Source organism: Nitratireductor soli (assembly GCF_001050155.1).
Classification (GTDB): Bacteria; Pseudomonadota; Alphaproteobacteria; order Rhizobiales; family Rhizobiaceae; genus Nitratireductor; species Nitratireductor soli.
Map to the genome: position 1 here is coordinate 123,703 of NZ_LFVY01000009.1, position 14,800 is coordinate 138,502.

General features: G+C 64.1%; 16 protein-coding genes. 12 read left to right on the plus strand and 4 right to left on the minus strand.

Annotated features, from left to right (window positions below):
• Positions 1-118: 118 nt before the first annotated feature.
• The 4 genes from AB843_RS12870 to rpsP all read left to right on the plus strand — a co-directional run bounded on the left by AB843_RS12870 (position 119) and on the right by rpsP (position 3,496).
• A complete protein-coding gene (locus AB843_RS12870) occupies positions 119-739 on the plus strand; it encodes a DUF1236 domain-containing protein (RefSeq protein ID WP_048647258.1) in 621 nt (206 codons plus the stop codon).
• Between the two features lie 286 nt (positions 740-1,025).
• Entirely contained in the window at positions 1,026-2,603 is a 1,578-nt protein-coding gene (gene ffh, locus AB843_RS12875; RefSeq protein ID WP_048647259.1) for a signal recognition particle protein, read from the plus strand.
• Positions 2,604-2,613: 10 nt separating this feature from the next.
• Positions 2,614-2,952 carry a chorismate mutase gene (locus tag AB843_RS12880; RefSeq protein WP_048647260.1) on the plus strand — a complete coding sequence of 113 codons (339 nt, stop codon included), beginning with the start codon at positions 2,614-2,616 and terminating at the stop codon, positions 2,950-2,952.
• A gap of 100 nt (positions 2,953-3,052) precedes the next feature.
• The gene (gene rpsP, locus AB843_RS12885; RefSeq protein ID WP_048647261.1) at positions 3,053-3,496 is read left to right on the plus strand and encodes a 30S ribosomal protein S16; all 444 of its coding nucleotides are present in this window, start codon (positions 3,053-3,055) and stop codon (positions 3,494-3,496) included.
• 172 nt (positions 3,497-3,668) lie between these two features.
• Here the strand turns inward: rpsP and AB843_RS12890 are convergent, their stop codons facing one another.
• Positions 3,669-4,703 (minus strand): aspartate-semialdehyde dehydrogenase, encoded by a 1,035-nt coding sequence (locus tag AB843_RS12890; RefSeq protein WP_048647262.1) that lies wholly within the window; start codon positions 4,701-4,703, stop codon positions 3,669-3,671.
• Between the two features lie 387 nt (positions 4,704-5,090).
• Here AB843_RS12890 and AB843_RS12895 point away from each other — a divergent pair, with 387 nt between their 5' ends.
• From AB843_RS12895 to AB843_RS25910, 3 genes are read left to right on the plus strand one after another with little or no spacing between them, the layout of a single operon-like run.
• Positions 5,091-5,474, plus strand: a complete 384-nt coding sequence (locus AB843_RS12895; RefSeq protein ID WP_087587099.1) for a DUF6152 family protein — start codon at positions 5,091-5,093, stop codon at positions 5,472-5,474.
• Between the two features lie 15 nt (positions 5,475-5,489).
• Complete coding sequence (locus tag AB843_RS12900; RefSeq protein WP_048647264.1) at positions 5,490-5,990, plus strand: hypothetical protein; 501 nt, start codon at positions 5,490-5,492, stop codon at positions 5,988-5,990.
• A gap of 60 nt (positions 5,991-6,050) precedes the next feature.
• Positions 6,051-6,197 (plus strand): hypothetical protein, encoded by a 147-nt coding sequence (locus tag AB843_RS25910; protein ID WP_164481555.1) that lies wholly within the window; start codon positions 6,051-6,053, stop codon positions 6,195-6,197.
• Positions 6,198-6,221: 24 nt separating this feature from the next.
• Here the strand turns inward: AB843_RS25910 and leuB are convergent, their stop codons facing one another.
• Together leuB and leuD are read right to left on the minus strand one after the other, a co-directional pair.
• Positions 6,222-7,331 (minus strand): 3-isopropylmalate dehydrogenase, encoded by a 1,110-nt coding sequence (leuB, locus tag AB843_RS12905; protein ID WP_048647265.1) that lies wholly within the window; start codon positions 7,329-7,331, stop codon positions 6,222-6,224.
• Positions 7,332-7,559: 228 nt separating this feature from the next.
• Entirely contained in the window at positions 7,560-8,165 is a 606-nt protein-coding gene (gene leuD, locus AB843_RS12910) for a 3-isopropylmalate dehydratase small subunit (RefSeq protein ID WP_048647266.1), read from the minus strand.
• Positions 8,166-8,283: 118 nt separating this feature from the next.
• On the opposite strand from leuD, the gene AB843_RS12915 reads away from it, so the two are divergent.
• Together AB843_RS12915 and AB843_RS12920 are read left to right on the plus strand one after the other, a co-directional pair.
• Positions 8,284-9,174 (plus strand): HpcH/HpaI aldolase/citrate lyase family protein, encoded by an 891-nt coding sequence (locus tag AB843_RS12915; protein WP_048647380.1) that lies wholly within the window; start codon positions 8,284-8,286, stop codon positions 9,172-9,174.
• Positions 9,171-9,377: a DUF1737 domain-containing protein gene (locus AB843_RS12920; protein ID WP_048647267.1), complete on the plus strand. Its 207-nt coding sequence runs from the start codon at positions 9,171-9,173 to the stop codon at positions 9,375-9,377. Before AB843_RS12915 ends, AB843_RS12920 begins: the two co-directional genes overlap by 4 nt.
• A 141-nt stretch (positions 9,378-9,518) precedes the next feature.
• Here AB843_RS12920 and AB843_RS12925 read toward each other — a convergent pair whose 3' ends face one another.
• Positions 9,519-9,941, minus strand: a complete 423-nt coding sequence (locus AB843_RS12925) for a metallopeptidase family protein (protein WP_048647268.1) — start codon at positions 9,939-9,941, stop codon at positions 9,519-9,521.
• 176 nt (positions 9,942-10,117) lie between these two features.
• On the opposite strand from AB843_RS12925, the gene ybgF reads away from it, so the two are divergent.
• The 3 genes from ybgF to ftsH all read left to right on the plus strand — a co-directional run bounded on the left by ybgF (position 10,118) and on the right by ftsH (position 14,497).
• Positions 10,118-11,113, plus strand: coding sequence for a tol-pal system protein YbgF (gene ybgF / locus AB843_RS12930; protein ID WP_048647381.1), 996 nt, complete (start codon positions 10,118-10,120; stop codon positions 11,111-11,113).
• Complete coding sequence (gene tilS / locus AB843_RS12935) at positions 11,107-12,414, plus strand: tRNA lysidine(34) synthetase TilS (protein WP_048647269.1); 1,308 nt, start codon at positions 11,107-11,109, stop codon at positions 12,412-12,414. Before ybgF ends, tilS begins: the two co-directional genes overlap by 7 nt.
• 142 nt (positions 12,415-12,556) lie before the next feature.
• Entirely contained in the window at positions 12,557-14,497 is a 1,941-nt protein-coding gene (gene ftsH, locus AB843_RS12940) for an ATP-dependent zinc metalloprotease FtsH (protein ID WP_048647270.1), read from the plus strand.
• Positions 14,498-14,800 lie beyond the last annotated feature (303 nt).

Sequence of the window (14,800 nt, forward strand, 5' to 3'; positions counted from 1 at the left end):
ATGGTGATTACCGATCCGTTTCAGCGTTCACTCTCCGTTTCCAGCGGGTCCTGGACGAGGAACCAATACCGCTCCCCTGCCGTTTATTGCTCCAGTCGGGTCTGACAGGAGAACGATAATGAACAGGATGCTTCTCAAGAGTGCAGTTGCCGCAACGGCGCTCTTTGCCTTTGCCGGCGTCGCCGCCGCCGACGTGGTGGCCGTGGCGACGACCGATCTCAATATCCGCTCGGGCCCTGGCCCGCATTACCCGGTCGTCGGTGCGATCGGCGCCAATCAGGAAGCCGTCATCGGCGGTTGCCAGGAGGGCAGCAAATGGTGCGTCGTCACCGCCAACGGCGTCGATGGGTGGGCCTATTCCGACTACCTGATCGCGCCATTCGGCGGCGAGGAACGCATCGTCGTCACCGAGCGCCCGGCCGAGGCCTTGCCGCCCGTGTCGTTCGAAGCAACGTCGAGCGTCGATACCGGTGTGGTGCGCGGCGAGCTGATCGGCCGCAAGACCGCGCTCGGCACGATCGAGCCGATCCCGGCGCCGCCGACCGAAGTGCGCACTTACATAGAGTCGAACACACTCGACCCGGTCTATCTGGACGGTGAAGTGGTGGTAGGGGCGGCCTTGCCCGAGACGGTCGAGGTGCGCGAGATTCCCGACTACCAATATCGCTATGTCTATGTGAACCAGCAGCCGGTTCTCGTCGAGCCTGAGACGCGACGCATCGTCTACGTGCTGCGCTAACGGGCGTTCCCTGCCCAGAGAAGAGTGTCGCCGACCCACGGTCGCGGCACTCTTCTTGACTCAAGGCCGGATTTCCTGTCTACAGGCGCGGAAATTCAGCGACGAGTGACAACTCCGAGCAGCCGACCAGGGCACCTTTTCACGAAGGAGGCGATCCTGGAGGTCAACACCCGGCAGCGCGATGCGCCCCCGGGTGCTTTTCGGCTTTGCAACGGGTTTGAAGGCGTGGCGTGGATGCATTACCTCTCGCAACACATGCGGATGATGCGAGATATGAGGAACGCGGATGTTTGAATCGCTCCAGGAACGCCTTGGTTCCATCCTGAACGGCCTGACGGGCCGTGGCGCGCTGTCGGAGGCCGATGTCTCGGCGGCGCTGCGCGAGGTGCGCCGGGCGCTGATCGAGGCGGACGTGGCGCTCGATGTGGTGCGTTCCTTCACCGACCGCGTGCGCGCCAAGGCCGTCGGCGCGGAAGTGCTGAAATCGATCAAGCCCGGCCAGATGGTCGTCAAGATCGTCCATGACGAGCTGGTCGAGATGCTCGGCGCCGAGGGCGAGACGATCGATCTCAATGCGCCGGCTCCGGTCGTCGTCATGATGGTCGGCCTGCAGGGTTCGGGCAAGACCACCACCACCGGCAAGATCGCCAAGCGGATGACCGAGCGCCAGGGCAAAAAGGTCCTGATGGCCTCGCTCGACACGCGCCGGCCCGCCGCCCAGGAGCAGCTCAAGCAGATCGGCGAGCAGATCGGCGTCGCCACGCTGCCCATCGTGCCCGACCAGTCGCCGGTCGACATCGCCAAGCGCGCCGTCCAGGCCGCGCGTCTCGGCGGCCACGACGTGGTGATCCTCGACACGGCCGGCCGCACGCATATCGACGAGCCGCTGATGGTCGAGATGGCCGACATCAAGCGCATTTCGTCGCCGCACGAGATCCTGCTGGTGGCGGATTCGCTGACCGGCCAGGACGCCGTCAACCTGGCCAACAATTTCAACGACCGCGTCGGCATTACCGGCCTTGTGCTGACCCGCATGGATGGCGACGGGCGCGGTGGCGCCGCCTTGTCGATGCGCGCCGTCACCGGCAAGCCGATCAAGCTGATCGGCGTCGGCGAGAAGATGGACGCGCTGGAGGAGTTTCACCCCAAGCGCATTGCCGACCGTATCCTCGGCATGGGCGACATCGTCAGCCTCGTGGAAAAGGCCGCCGAAACCATCGACGCGGACAAGGCCGCGGCGATGGCGAAGAAGATGCAGGAGGGGAAGTTCGACCTGAACGACCTGGCCGAGCAGCTTCGCCAGATGCAGAACATGGGCGGAATGGGCGGCATCATGGGCATGATGCCCGGCATGGGCAAGATGAAGGACCAGATGGCCAATGCCGGCATGGACGACAAGATGTTCGGCCGGCAGATCGCCATCATCCAGTCGATGACGGCCAGGGAGCGATCCAATCCGGACCTGCTCAAGCACAGCCGCAAGAAGCGCATCGCCGCCGGCTCCGGCACGGACGCGGCGCAGATCAACAAGCTCTTGAAAATGCATCGCCAGATGGCCGACATGATGAAGGCCATGGGCGGCAAGGGCCGCAAGGGCGGCATGATGCGCGGCCTGATGGGCGGCATGGCGCAGAAGATGGGGCTCGGTGGCCTCGGAGGCGGGATGCCGGGCGGCATGCCCGACCTGTCGAAGATGGACCCGAAGCAGCTCGAAGCCCTGCAGAAGCAGGCGGAGGCGGCCGGTCTTGGCACTGGTCTGGGCGGTGGTTTGCCGAAGGGCGGCATGCCTGGCTTGCCGGGGCTTCCGGGCGGCGGTCTGCCGGGATTGCCCGGCGGGCTTCCCGGCCTGCCGAAGAAGAAGTGAGGATGTGGGGATGAGTGGCGACATGGATGCGGCAAAGGCAAAGCTTCTCGAGCTGCGTGCGTCGATCGACAACATCGATGCGGCGCTGGTGCACATGCTCGCGGAGCGGTTCCGCTGCACCAAGGCCGTCGGCCACCTGAAGGCGACGCACGACCTGCCGCCGGCCGATCCGGAGCGCGAGCGCCAGCAGATCGCCCGCCTGCGCCGGCTGGCCGACGATGCGCATCTCGATCCCGATTTCGCCGAGAAGTTTCTCAACTTCATCATCCACGAAGTGATCCGCCATCACGAAGCCATCGCCGAGGAACACGGCAATGGCGCCAACCGGGAGGGCGAAGCGCAAGCATGAGGTCAGCCTTGAAAGCCGACCTTTTCCAACACGCGGAAAGCCGCGACCGAGATTCCGGCACATCGTGCCGGCTTGAAGCCATTATCGAAAGGAAAAAACCATGGCACTGAAAATCCGTCTGGCCCGTGCGGGCTCCAAGAAGCGTCCCTATTACCACGTGGTGGTGGCCGATGTGCGCAGCCCGCGCGACGGCCGGTTCATCGAAAAGCTGGGTTCGTGGAACCCGATGCTGGACAAGGACGCCGATCGCGTTGTCCTGAACGAGGAGCGCATCAAGCATTGGCTTGCCAATGGCGCGCTGCCGACCGATCGCGTCCTGCGCTTCCTGGACGTGGCCGGCATTGCCAAGCGCCCCGAGCGCAGCAACCCGACAAAGGGTGAGCCAGGCAAGAAGGCACAGGAGCGCCTGGCCGAGGCCAAGCAGGCCGAGGAAGACGCGAAGACCGCCGCCGCCGAGGCTGAAGCCGCTGCTGCCGAGGCCGCCGCTGCTCCGGCCGAAGAGGCTCCGGCCGAAGAGGCCGCCACCGAGGAAGCCGCCAGCTAAGCGGGTTCTTGTGGTTGGAATGCGAATGGCGGGCTGCGAGGCCCGCCATTTTTCGTTTGCGATGCGTTGGTTGGCGCATTGGATGGGCCGTTCCGGCATGGATCCTCGGGTCAAGCCCGAGGATGACGAACTGCGGGAACGGTCAGGAGTCTGCCGGCGCCCTTCCGGGCTGTCAGGCGGCCTTTTTCTTCGGCTGGATCAATCCGCGGGCGACGAGCAGTTCGGCGATCTGGATCGTGTTCAGCGCGGCGCCCTTGCGCAGATTGTCGGAGACGATCCACATGGCCAGGCCGTTCTCGACCGTCGCATCCTCGCGGATGCGGCTGATGTAGGTGGCGTCTTCGCCGGCGCTCTCATAGGGCGTCATGTAGCCGCCGTCCTCGTGCTTGTCGATCACCTGGCAGCCCGGCGCCTCGCGCAGGATCTCGCGCGCCTCTTCGGGGCTGATGGGCTTCTCGAACTCGATGTTGACGGCTTCCGAATGACCGATGAAGACCGGCACGCGCACGCAGGTCGCCGTCAGCCTGATCTTCGGGTCGAGCATCTTCTTGGTCTCGGCGACCATCTTCCACTCTTCCTTGGTGAAGCCGTCTTCCATGAAGACGTCGATATGCGGGATGACGTTGAAGGCGATGCGCTTGGTGAACTTGCTGGTCGAGATCGGGTCGGCGACGAAGACGGCGCGCGTCTGCTCGAACAGTTCGTCCATGCCTTCCTTGCCGGCGCCGGAGACCGACTGGTAGGTGGAAACCACGACGCGCTTGATCGTTGCCACATCATGCAGCGGCTTCAACGCCACGACGAGCTGCGCCGTCGAGCAATTCGGATTGGCGATGATGTTCTTGCGGGTGAAGCCGTCGATGGCGTCGGGGTTCACTTCCGGCACGATCAGCGGCACGTCCTGGTCGTAGCGCCAGGCCGAGGAGTTGTCGATGACGACGCAGCCCTGCTTGCCGATCTTCGGCGAATATTCCTTCGAAACCGTGCCGCCGGCCGACATCAGGCAGATGTCGGTGTCGGAAAAGTCATAGGTTTCGAGCGCCTTGACCTTCAGCGTCTTGTCGCCATAGGAAACCTCCGTGCCGACCGAGCGGCGCGAGGCAAGCGCCACCACTTCGTCGGCGGGAAAACCACGCTCTTCGAGAATGTTGAGCATTTCGCGGCCGACATTCCCGGTGGCGCCGGCGACAGCTATCTTGAAACCCATCTGGTCTAACTCCTGTCCCTCTCCGCGTGGTTTTGAATGGAAACCCGCTTGGCCATGCGGGCATCTCCTCCCCGGCTTGGCCCGGGGAGAGAACGAGCAGCCAGAAGGATCAGACCGTTTTGCCGGTCGTTTTGGCCGTCGTTTTGGTAAAGCGGAAACCCGCGCCATCGTTCCCGACAGCGTTTGGCAGGCTCTGTGCATGGGGCGCTGAAAGAAAAGCGCGCATGTCGAGACAATCTCCGTTTCCGCGCGCTGTATTACGCCGAATCGGATCGAAGTCAATGCGCCGGTCGGGCGCTCTCCGGAATGTGAGTTGACCTGGGCAGCCCCGGCCATAGGTTTGCCTACAGGCCATACGCAATCCTGGAGCGTGCCATGAGAAGCGGAATGACGCGAAGCGCCCGCAGCGGGGTGCCGTTGCTCGCCCTCGGGGTCCTGCTGCTCGTCGTGCCGGCGCTCGCCCATCACGGGTGGTCGTGGACGGAGGACGGTCAATTCAGGCTCGAGGGCATCATCACCGACATCTACATCGGAAATCCCCATGCCACGCTGGACGTGGATGTCGAGGGCGAGAGCTGGCGGGTGGAACTGGCGCCGCCCTCGCGCACCATCGCAGCCGGCTTCGACGAGGGCGCGGCTGCCCCGGGCGACGAGGTGGTCGCCATCGGCAACCGCTCGCGTGACGAAAGCGAACGTCGCATGAAAGCCGCGCGCATCATTGTCGGCGGCAACACCTATAACGTCTATCCCGGGCGGGCCCCGCCGAGCTGACGACATGGCCGCAGAATGGGCCCCGAGGAATGGGGCGAGGAAGGGGTGGCCGGATTGGAGTTCCTGTCGGCGATAGAAACCAGCGCGCCGGTCGAGGCGCTCAAGAGGTCTTTCTACGTCTATCCGCTGGTGAACGCCCTGCACATCCTGTCGATCGGGGCGCTGCTGACCGGCGTGTTCCTGATGGACCTGCGCATTCTCGGCTTCCTGCTCGCGCAACCGCAGGCGCCCTTCGTGCGGCTGATGCGGCGCCTGGCCCTGACGGCATTTCTTGGTGCGGCCGTCACGGGCACCCTCATGTTCGGCGTGCGGGCCACGGAGTATGTCGCCAACCCCGCCTTCGCGCTGAAGATGGTTCTCATCCTTCTGTCCGGGGCGAACATGCTGGTTTTCCTCCATTTCTCGGCGAGGCCGAACGATCAGGCCAGGCGCGGCGCGGGCCGCGTCCTCGGGCTTCTCTCGATTGTCCTTTGGCTGGGAGTGCTCGTCTGCGGGCGCTTGATCGGCTTCCTCTGATGCCCCCACGCGATGGAACCTGTGCTCCGGCCGCGGGTTTCAAGAAGAGAGGAGGCGATCATGCCGATAGAACGCGATCACACCCACATTACCGCAGAAGAGGCACGACAGGGATACACCGTTCTGCGCACGCCGCTGCGCCGGGGGATCTTCATCGCCGGCCTTGCCGGCATCGTCGTCCTGACGCTGCTGTGGGCACAGGTCTGAGACCGGCGCCCACAGGTTTAGATTTCAGGCGAGTGACCGGTATTTGGCGACGATGGCGTCGCCCATGGCGGCGGTGCCGACCTCGGTCATGCCGTCCGACATCAGGTCCCTGGTGCGCAATCCGTCATCGAGCACCTCGGCAATCGCCTTCTCCAGGCGGTCGGCTTCAGTGACCATGTTGAACGAATAGCGCAGGCACATGGCGAAGGAGGCGATCATGGCGATCGGATTGGCGATGCCCTTGCCGGAAATGTCCGGCGCCGAGCCGTGCACCGGTTCATAGAGGGCGCGGCGCGCGCCGGTCCTGGCGTCGGGTGCGCCAAGCGAGGCGGAGGGCAGCATGCCGAGCGAACCGGTCAGCATCGCCGCCACGTCCGACAGCATGTCGCCGAACAGATTGTCGGTGACGATGACGTCGAACTGCTTGGGCCAGCGCACGAGCTGCATGCCGCCGGCATCGGCCAGCATATGGGTCAGTTCGACATCGGAATACTTGGCCTTGTGGATGTTCGCCACGACCTCTTTCCACAACACGCCGGACTTCATGACGTTGTGCTTTTCCATGGAGCAGACCTTGTTGCCCCTGGTGCGCGCCAATTCGAAGGCGACGCCGGAAATGCGCTCGATCTCGAACGTGTCGTAGACCTGCGTGTCGATGCCGCGCTTCTGGCCGTTGCCGAGGTCGATGATCTCCTTGGGCTCGCCGAAATAGACGCCGCCGGTCAATTCGCGGACGATCAGGATGTCGAGACCCTCGACCACTTCGGGCTTGAGCGAAGAAGACGCCGCCAGCGCCGGGTAGCAGATCGCCGGGCGCAGATTGGCGAACAGCTCCATCTCCTTGCGCAGGCGCAGCAGGCCGGCTTCCGGGCGCACCTCATAGGGAACGCCGTCCCATTTCGGTCCACCCACCGCGCCGAACAGCGTCGCGTCGGCGGCCAGCGCCTTGTCCATGTCCGCGTCGGAAATCGACTGGCCATGCGCGTCGTAGGCGGAGCCGCCGACAAGCCCTTCCTCGGTCTCGAAGCCGGCGCCGAACTCGTCGTTCATCATGCCGATGAGTTTCTTGACCTCGGCCATCGCCTCGGGGCCGATGCCGTCGCCGGGAAGAAGAAGAAGTTTGCGCGTTGCCATGTGTGCCTCTTGGGGATGCCTCTCGAAGGGAATTCGAGGCATTTGCTAAAGCGCCAGCCGTTTTTGCGCAAGGCGCATCTGGCGGCAGGCGGTACGGTGGAGGATGCTTTGCTTTGCGATCGGCAATTTGGCGCAGACAGCAGGCGGAGGCTGGAGCCGCGCCTCATCCGACCCTTCGGGCCACCTTCTCCCCGTTGACGGGGAGAAGGAAAAACGGGGCGAGCCTTATCAAGCCCAGGGATGGCTTTGCGTGTACTTGCTTTCGAACGTGTCGATCGACGGGCCCTTCTCCAGCGTCAGGCCGATGTCGTCGAGGCCGTTCAGCAGGCAATGGCGCTTGAAGGCGTCGATCTCGAACTTGATGACGCCGCCATCGGGGCCGCGGATTTCCTGCTCTTCCAGATCGACCGTCAGCGTAGCGTTGGAGCCGCGCCGGGCGTCGTCCATCAGCATGTCCAGCTCTTCCTGGCTGACCTTGATGGGCAGAATGCCGTTCTTGAAGCAATTGTTGTAGAAGATGTCGGCGAAGCTGGTGGAGATGACGCAGCGAATGCCGAAATCGAGCAGCGCCCACGGTGCGTGCTCGCGGCTCGAGCCGCAACCGAAATTATCGCCGGCGACCAGCACGCGCGCATTGCGGTAGGCCGGCTTATTGAGCACGAAATCCGGATTCTCCGAACCATCCTCGTGATAGCGCATCTCGGCGAAAAGCCCGGTGCCGAGCCCGGTGCGCTTGATCGTCTTCAGATAATCCTTCGGGATGATCATGTCGGTGTCGACATTGACGATCGGCAGGGGGGCGGCAACGCCCGTCAGCTTGGTGAATTTGTCCATGTATCGTGGTCCGTCTCGTCTGCTCGGCCATTCTGTGTGCCGCTTCTCCTTACACAAGGCGATGGGCCAAAGCAAAGCTCTCTTGCGCGCGAAGCGCCGCTGGGCCATGAAATGGGCCATGCAAGACATGCCCTCCCCGCTTCGCCGCTCCGTTCTCTACGTGCCCGCCAGCAACGAAAAAGCCCTGGCGAAATGCGCGTCGCTTGATTGCGATGCCGTGGTCTTCGACCTTGAGGATGCCGTCGCCCCTGAGCAAAAAGTGGCGGCGCGCGAGCGGCTGCGGGATTTTCTCGCCGGTGACGGGCGGCCCGGCTGCGAGATCGTCGTGCGCATCAACGCGCTGGCGGGCGACTGGGGGACCGAAGATCTGCTGGCCGCCCGCGCCGCCAGGCCGGACGGTATCCTGCTGCCGAAGATCGACGGGCCGAAGGACATTCTCGACGCGGATGCGGCGCTCGACGAGATGGATGCGCCGCGCGCGCTCAAGCTTTGGGCGATGATCGAGACGCCGCGCGCCATGCTCAATCTTGGGCCGATCGTCGAGCTCGGGCAAAACCCCGCCGCGCGGCTTGCCTGCCTGGTGGCCGGCACCAATGATCTCGCCAAGGAAACCGGCATCTCCCTGTCGCCGGACCGGCGTCACATGGCGCCGTTCCTGCTGCAGATGGTGATGGCGGGACGGGCGGGCAATCTCGCCGTGCTCGACGGCGTGTCGAACGATTTTCGCGATCTCGACGCCTTCGGGCAGGCGTGCCTGGAAGCGCGGGCGATGGGGTTCGACGGCAAGACGCTGATTCATCCGGCGCAGATCGGACCGGCCAACGCGGCCTTTGCGCCGTCGCGTGGCGATGTTGCGGAGGCGCGCGCCGTCGTTGATGCGTTCGCATTGCCGGAGAACCAGGGCCGTGGGGCGATATCGCTCGGCGGCCGGATGGTCGAACGCCTCCATCTGGACATGGCGCAAACCCTGCTCGCCCGGGCGCGGGCCATCGAGGAGAGAGAGCAATGAGGCTTTATCGGTTTCTTACCGGGCCGGACGATGCAAGCTTTTGCCACAAGGTGACGGCCGCCCTGAACAAGGGCTGGCTGCTGCACGGCGCGCCGACTTATGCCTATGACGCGGAGGCGAAGGCGATGCGGTGCGGACAGGCGGTCTACAAGGAGGTCGAGGGCGCCGAATACACGCCGGATATCAAGCTTGGAGACTATTGAACCCGCCCGCCCTCAGCGCGGGATGGGGAAAAGTGTGAAGCGGGTTTCCGTCCGTATACCACTCCAACTTATCATGATCTATCTCATTGTTTTTCCGCATTTATGTGGACGTCAGGTGGAACCACCTGACTACAAAATGCTCTAGGCGACAGTGTCCTCGATCTGCGCCATGTCGTCGTCGGACAGGCCGAAATGGTGGCCGACCTCGTGGATCAGCACGTGGGTGACGATGTCGCCCAGCGTCTCCTCGTTCTCCGCCCAATAGTCGAGGATCGCCCGGCGATAGAGCGTGACGCGGTTCGGTCCCTCGCCGGTGGCGGGGTTCCAGCGCTCGGCGATGCCGCGCCCCTCGAACAGGCCGAGCAGGTCGAACGGCGTCTCCAGCGCGAGGTCGTCCATGATCTCCTCGGTCGGGAACTCGGCGATCTGGATGATGATCTCGCCGGTCAGCTCGCGGAAATCTCCCGGCAGGTTTGCGTAGGATTCCAGCGCCAGGAGTTCCATCTCCTCGATCGACGGAGAAAGCTGGTCCTGCCAGGCGCGTGTCTGATAGATGCGTGCCATTCCATATCCTTTGAGGCGCCATATAGCGGGTTCCTTGCCAGCTTTCGAGGGGGAAGTCGCGCGGAATGCCCGCGGCCTTTGCCTAAAAATCAAAATTTGGCCGAAGTCTCGCGCCCTGATAAAGAGCAATTGGGGTAACAATGGCCTCAATGTCTTATTGCGAAAGCGAGCTTGGAATGTTTTTGCGAACGGTATTGGGCGGCGTTCTGGCGCTGCCACTTTTCTTCGTTGGGCCGGCAGTGGCCCGCGATCTCGGGTTTTCGCCCGGCAGTAACCTGCTTCGGCCGCAACAGGCGGTGCTGAAACCGGCAGAGCATGACGGCGGATACATAATTCTGGCACAGGCAGGCGATCCCAGGGTTTCCGGCCTGGAAGAGGAGATGCGGCTGCTCAACGGCCGGGTGGAAGAGTTGAATTTCCAGATCCTGCAGATGCAGGATCAGCTTCGGCGGTTGATGGAAGACAATGAATTCCGCTTCCAGGAGCTGGAAAGGAATGGCGGCGGCGCGGCCGGCACCGACACGCCGCAGCAGAGATCGGAAGCACCGAACCCGCCAGCCGGTTCGCCGTCTGGGGGCAGCCCTGGAACAGGCGTTGACGGCGGTGCCATCGGCAGCGCCACCGGCCCGGCGCCGACCACGGGCGAGCCACCGCGCCAGCTGGGCAGCGCCCGCTTCGATGCCAATGGCAATATCATCGGTGGGGAGATCGGCGCGCCGGTCGACCTGATCCAGCCCGGTGAGGGAAACTCCGCGCAGGGGAACGATGTGGCGGCTCTGCCCTCGGCGGACAATCCGGAAGAGCTTTACCGGAATTCCTATGAGTTCATCCTGTCCGGCGACTACAAGACGGCGGAAGCCGGGTTTCGCGATCATATCGAGCGGTTTCCCGGCGACGGGCGGACGGCGGATGCGCATTTCTGGCTGGGCGAGGCGCTGCTCGGGCAGAACCGCTACCGCGACGCGGCCGAGATCTTCCTGCGCGCCAGCCGCGACCACCCGACCGCCAAGAAGGCGCCGGACATGCTTCTGAAGCTCGGCATTTCGCTGGCGGCAATGAACCAGCGCGACGTGGCCTGCGTGACCTATCGCGAAATCGGCCAGAAATACCCGAACATTTCCGGCGCGCTGCAAGAGCGGGTCAAGCAGGAACAGGCGCTCGCCGGTTGCTGAACCCGGTGATGCAGCCGGAGCCGAACCAGCTTTTCAGCCGCTTTGCGCTGAGCAAACACAAAAGCGTGATTGCAGCGGTTTCCGGCGGTGGCGATTCCCTCGCCCTTCTCATTCTTCTCAAACGTTTTCTCGATGACCTCCAGGCCGCGCCGCTGCTGACGGCGGTAACGGTGGATCATGGTCTGCGCCCCGAGGCAGCGGCCGAGGCGCGCTTCGTTGCCGATCTCTGCCGGTCGCATGGCGTGGCGCATCGTACGATGGTCTGGCGCGGGCAAAAGCCCGTCTCCGGCATCTCCGCCGCAGCAAGGACGGCGCGGCTGGCGCTGCTGGCCGAAGCGGCGGGCGATCTTGGCGCCGGCATCGTCTTCACCGGGCACACGCGCGACGACCAGGCGGAAACCGTCTTCATGCGCGCATCGCGCGGCGTGGGCCGGGGCGTCGCGGGCATCGCGCCGGCGACGCTTTACAACGGCGCAACCTGGTTTGTGCGGCCGCTCCTGCCCCTGCGGCGCGAGGCGCTGCGCGCCTTCCTGACGGCGGGCGGGGTTTCCTGGCTCGACGACCCGAGCAACGACAACACCGCATACGAGCGGGTGCGGGCACGGCGTGGACTGAGCGATCTTTCGGTCGAGGCTTTGGCGTGTCGGGCGGACGCAGCGGCCGATGAGCGCGTCATGTTGGGCGCGCGTGCGGCAGCGTTGATCGAGGCGCATCTGCACCGCGTCGCGCCGGGTCTCTACCGGGTTGCCGAAGATCTGTTCGCTGCCGAAGACCGGGTTGCTGCGCTCTATGCGTTCCGTGTGATCGCCGCCATGGCAGGCGGCGCCGGGCAATTTGCCGGGGTTGCGGCGGCGGACAAGGCGTTCGCGGCGCTGCAGGGGGGTGTTTGCGCCACGTTGTCGCGGGCTGTATTCGATGTGCGCCGGTCCGGAGTTCATGTCCACCGCGAGCGGCGCAACCTGCCGGTGCGCGACATGGACGGCAGCCTGGCTCTCTGGGACGGGCGCTATTGGGTCGGCACCGAGGCGGGCACGCGGATTGCCGCCTTCGGCCGCCAGGCGCGCGCGGTTCCGTCGGATGTGGCCGCTTCCCTGCCGCAGGATCTTGTTTTTGCTGGGCAATCGACCGAACCGGCGGTGTGGCAGGGGAACCGGCTTCTGGGCGCCGCCCGCGATCCGGCAGGAGCGCCCGGCCTGCGCGTTCCCGCGCCATGGGCACGGCTTCTGCCGTCCTTCGACATTGCGCCGGCCAACGCCCTGATCCGCGCGACGGGCGGCAAAATTGCTGTCGCCACGCCATGACCCGAACACAATCGGTGCGGAGGCTTAACCTAAAGGTGAGCTGTCGGGGCGGCTTGGCTTGGCAAGAATGCACCGGCTCCCTATGTTAAGCTGAACCACTTCAAACGGATGATCGCCATATTGGCGTGTATGCGGGACCTATATGAATCCGAATTACAGAAATTTCGCGCTGTGGGCGATCATCGCCGTGTTGCTGATCGCGCTGTTCAACCTGTTTCAGGCGCCCCAGCAGCGTGGCGCGACGCGTGACATCGCCTATTCGCAGTTCTTGCAGGAACTGTCGTCGGGCGGCATCGAATCGGTGACCATCACCGGCGACCGCATCACCGGCACCTATACGGGCAACCGCACCCCCTTCCAGACCTATTCGCCAGGCGATCCGTCGCTGGTGCCGCGTCTTGAAGAGCGCGGCGTGACGATCAATGCGCGCCCCGAATCCGACGGCTCCAATTCCTTCCTCGGCTATCTGATCTCCTGGCTGCCGATGATCCTGATCCTCGGTGTGTGGATCTTCTTCATGCGCCAGATGCAGTCGGGCTCCGGCCGGGCGATGGGTTTTGGCAAATCGAAGGCCAAGCTTCTGACCGAGGCGCATGGCCGCGTCACCTTCCAGGATGTGGCGGGTGTCGACGAGGCCAAGGAGGATCTCGAGGAAATCGTCGAGTTCCTGCGCGATCCGCAGAAATTCCAGCGGCTGGGCGGCAAGATTCCGCGCGGCGTGCTGCTCGTCGGCCCTCCCGGCACCGGCAAGACGCTTCTGGCGCGCTCCGTGGCGGGCGAGGCAAACGTTCCGTTCTTTACCATCTCCGGTTCGGATTTCGTCGAGATGTTCGTCGGCGTCGGCGCGTCGCGCGTGCGCGACATGTTCGAACAGGCGAAGAAGAATGCTCCCTGCATCATCTTCATCGACGAGATCGATGCGGTCGGCCGCCATCGCGGCGCCGGCCTTGGCGGCGGCAATGACGAGCGTGAGCAGACGCTGAACCAGCTTCTGGTCGAGATGGACGGTTTCGAGGCGAATGAGGGCATCATCCTGATCGCCGCGACCAACCGGCCCGACGTGCTCGACCCGGCGCTTCTGCGTCCCGGCCGTTTCGACCGCCAGGTGGTGGTGCCGAACCCGGATGTCGCCGGCCGCGAGAAGATCCTCAAGGTGCATGTGCGCAACGTGCCGCTGGCGCCGAACGTCGATCTCAAGATCGTGGCGCGCGGCACGCCCGGCTTCTCCGGCGCCGATCTCGCCAATCTCGTCAACGAGGCTGCCCTGATGGCGGCGCGGCGCAACAAGCGCCTGGTCACCATGGCCGAGTTCGAGGACGCCAAGGACAAGGTCATGATGGGCGCCGAGCGCCGATCGCACGCCATGACGCAGGAAGAGAAGGAACTGACCGCCTATCACGAGGCCGGTCATGCCATCGTCGCCATGCTGGTGCCGAAGGCGGACCCGGTGCACAAGGCGACGATCATCCCGCGCGGCCGCGCGCTGGGCATGGTGATGCAGTTGCCCGAGGGCGACCGCTACTCGATGAGCTACAAATGGATGATCTCGCGCCTGGCCATCTTGATGGGCGGCCGTGTTGCCGAGGAGTTGAAATTCGGCAAGGAGAACATCACCTCCGGCGCATCCTCCGACATCGAGCAGGCGACCAAGCTTGCTCGGGCGATGGTCACGCAATGGGGCTTCTCCGACGAACTTGGCCAGGTTGCTTACGGTGAGAACCAGGAAGAGGTGTTCCTCGGCCATTCGGTGGCGCGCCAGCAGAACACGTCGCAGGAGACACAACAGAAGATCGACAGCGAAGTGCACCGGCTTATCGACGAGGCCTACGCGACGGCGCGAGCGCTCCTGACCAAGCAGAAGAAGGGCTGGATCGCCATCGCCGAAGGCTTGCTCGAGTACGAGACGCTGTCGGGTGACGAGATCAAGGCTCTGCTGCGCGGCGAAAAGCCGGCGCGCGACCTGGGTGACGACACGCCGCCTTCGCGCGGTTCGGCAGTGCCCAAGGCAGGCGCGCGCAAGCAGGGCCGGAAGAAGGATGGCGAGGAGCCTGAAGGCGGCCTGGAACCGCAGCCGCAGGGCTGACGGGAGAGCGAGACCGCTTTTTCCATAGCTTGATGAAAGAACGCCGTGAACACGGTTCACGGCGTTTTTCTTTGGCCGGCAATAAGGATCGGTTCGCTGGATCGTCGCGAATGGTATATTTTGCGGGGTCATTAATGTGTTATTAAGCACAATTGGCAAGCTGACGTTTATACTGAAACCGTTACACTGCCTCACAGAATTTGATGCGCTTGGTAGCCGGTCCTGTGGCAAATAGGGATTGAGGGACGCCGCTTTGACACGTAACTCCGACAAAGTGCGCCTAAGGGGCAGGACTAAGGACAA